Raw genomic sequence first — 3,260 nt, forward strand, 5'->3', positions numbered from 1 at the left:
TCCCTGCCCCCACGCAGAACAGCGACCGCGGTGAGTTCCGGTGATGCCAGGGCTTCTTGGACCATGGCGGTCAGGACCGGGTCCGGTCCCAGTTCCAGGTAGGTGCTGACGCCCTGGGCGGCGAGGGTGGCCAGCCCGTCATGGAAACGGACGGTGCCCCGGATGTGCCGGGCCCAGTAACCCGGATCCGCCAGCTCCTCACCCGTCGCGACCCGGCCCGTCACATTCGACACAACCGGAACCGTCGGCAGTCCGAAGGTCAGTGACGAAGCGACCGCGGTGAACTCCTCCAGCACCTCATCCATATGCGCGGAATGAAACGCATGACTCACCGCCAGCCGCTTCGACTTCCACCCACGTTCCCGAACCAGACCACCGAACTCCTCCACCGCGTCCGCATCCCCGGACACCACCACAGCGCCCGGACCGTTGACCGCCGCCACATCTACCCGGCCTGCGAAGCCGGCCAGCAGTCCGAGGACGTCTGCCTCGGTGGCCCGGACCGCGAGCATCGCTCCGTCGTCGCGCGCGGCCTCCATCAGCCGGCCCCGCGCCGCGACCAGCCGCCCCGCGTCCTCCAGCGACAGCACACCGGACACATGCGCCGCGACGAGTTCCCCCACCGAATGCCCCAGCAGCACATCCGGACGCACCCCACGATGCTCCATCAACCGGAACAACGCCGTCTCCACCGCGAACAACGCCACCTGCGTGTACTGCGTCCGGTCCAGTAGCCCTTCCGGACCACCGCCGAACACCACGTCCTTCAACGGCACCGCCAGATACGGATCCACCACCCCACACACCGCATCGAACGCCTCCGCGAACACCGCCTCACCCGCATACAGCTCCCGGCCCATACCCACCCGCTGAGCCCCCTGACCGGTGAACAGGAACGCCGTACGCCCCACACCCGCCCGACCCACCACCACCCCGGGCCCCACCTCACCCACAGCGACCGCGTCCAACCCCGCCAGCAACTCGCCACGGCCCGAACCCACCACCACCGCCCGATGATCAAACACCGACCGTGACACCACCAACGAACGACCCACATCACTGCAAGCAACATCACCGTTGCCGGTCACGAACTCCCGCAACCGCACCGCCTGCTCACGCAAAGCCGCCCCGGAACGGGCACTCAGAACCCACGGCACCACCCGAGCCGAATCCGGGGAGTCCTGTTCGGGGGAAGCCGGGTCCGGGGAAGCCTGCTCCGGGGAAGCCTGCTCCGGGGAGCCCTGCTCCGGTGAGGCCTGTTCCAGGACCACGTGCGCGTTCGTTCCGCTGATACCGAAGGAGGAGACAGCCGCCCTGCGCGGACGCCCCACCTCCGGCCACACCCGCTCCTCGGCCAGCAGCGACACCGCACCCGCCGACCAGTCCACATGCGAGGTCGGCTCATCCACATGCAGAGTGCGCGGCAGCACACCCTCCCGCATCGCCATCACCATCTTGATGACGCCGCCGACCCCAGCAGCGGCAAGGGTGTGGCCGATGTTGGACTTCAGCGAGCCCAGCCACAACGGCTGCTCAGCCGAATGCTCCTGACCGTAGGTGGCGATCAGGGCCTGGGCCTCGATCGGGTCACCCAGCTTCGTCCCCGTACCATGCGCCTCCACCGCATCCACATCCGCAGGCGTGAGACCGGAGTTGGCGAGAGCCTGCCGGATCACCCGCTGCTGGGCAGGACCGTTCGGCGCGGTCAGACCATTGGACGCACCGTCCTGATTGACGGCACTGCCCCGGACGACGGCCAGCACGGGGTGGTCGTTGCGCCGGGCGTCGGAGAGGCGCTCCACCAGCAGCATGCCGGCGCCTTCGCCCCAGCCGGTGCCGTTGGCCGTGGCGGAGAACGCCTTGCACCGGCCGTCAGGCGACAGCGCCCGCTGCCGACTGAACTCCACGAAATTGACCGGCCCCGCCATGACCGTGGCACCGCCCACGAGGGCGAGTGAGCACTCGCCCTGCCTCAGTGCCTGCGCCGCGAGGTGCAGGGCGACCAGGGACGACGAGCACGCCGTGTCCACCGTGAGCGCGGGCCCTTCCAGCCCCAGCGTGTACGCCACCCGACCCGACGCGACACTGGTGGTGGTGCCGGTGGAGACGTACCCCTCAATGCCTTCGGGGAGGGCACCGACCCGGGTCACGTAGTCCCCGGTGATCACGCCCGCGAAGACGCCGGTGTCGCTGCCGCGCAAGGTCTGCGGGTCGATGCCCGCCCGCTCCAGCGCCTCCCACGAAGTCTCCAGGAGCAGCCGCTGCTGCGGGTCCATGGCCAGGGCCTCACGCGGGCTGATCCCGAAGAAATCGGCATCGAACTCGTCCGCGTCGTAAAGGAACCCGCCCTGACGGGTGTACGAGTGACCGGTCGCCGCCGGATCCGGGTCGTACAGGTTCTCGTCCCAGCCCCGGTCGTCCGGGAAGTCACCGACCGTGTCCACTCCGTCGGCCAGGACTCGCCACAGTTCCTCGGGCGTTCCGGCGCCGCCGGGGAAACGGCAGGCCATGCCGACGATGACGACCGGGTCATCCGTGTAGTCGACGTGGGCGACAGCGGTACGGGCGGCTTGGGGCGCGGCGGGCGCGGCGCCCAGCTTGGCCAGGCCTTCGCCCAGGTGGGTGACGAGTGCGTCCAGGGTGGGGTGGTCGAAGATCAAGGTCGACGAGAGCCGGAGACCGGTAAGGGTGGTGAGCCGATTGCGCAGTTCGATCGCGGACAGCGAGTCGAAGCCCATCGTCTTGAAGGCCCTGGTGGCATCGGCCGGTGTGGTGTCCGTACGCCCGAGCACGCCGTCGGCCTCGGCGCGTACGACCTCAAGGAGGACCTGCTGCCGCTCGGCCTCGGTGAGCGGGGCGAGCCGCGCGGCGAGCGCCTGACCGCCGCTTGCCGCACCCTGCTCCGCGCGCCGTGCCCGCGTCCGCAGCAGGCCGCTGAGCAGTGGCGGCAGCGGTTCGCGCGCGGCGCGTGACCGCAGGGCCGACAGGTCCACGGGGACGGGCACGAGGACCGGACGGTGGTGGCCGAGCGCCACGTCCAGGGCCGCGAGGCCCTGCTCCTCCGTCAGGGGCGACACACCGGTCGCCGCCATACGGGCGCGCTCGGCGTCGTCGAGTTGTGCGGCCATGCCGTGGGTGGTGTTCCAGAGGCCCCAGGCGAGGGAGGTGGCGGGGAGGCCTTGGGTGTGGCGGTGGTGGGCGAGGGCGTCGAGGAAGGTGTTGGCGGCGGCGTAGTTGGCTTGGCCGGGGTTGCCGAGGAG

At 70.3% G+C, this 3,260-nt stretch carries 1 protein-coding gene; it reads right to left on the reverse strand.

Going from position 1 to position 3,260, the window contains the following annotated elements:
- On the reverse strand, positions 1-3,260 hold a 3,260-nt coding region (locus ACZ601_RS39045), incomplete at both ends, for a type I polyketide synthase (RefSeq protein WP_469546996.1).

The organism is Streptomyces sp. NPDC104307 (genome assembly GCF_055584045.1).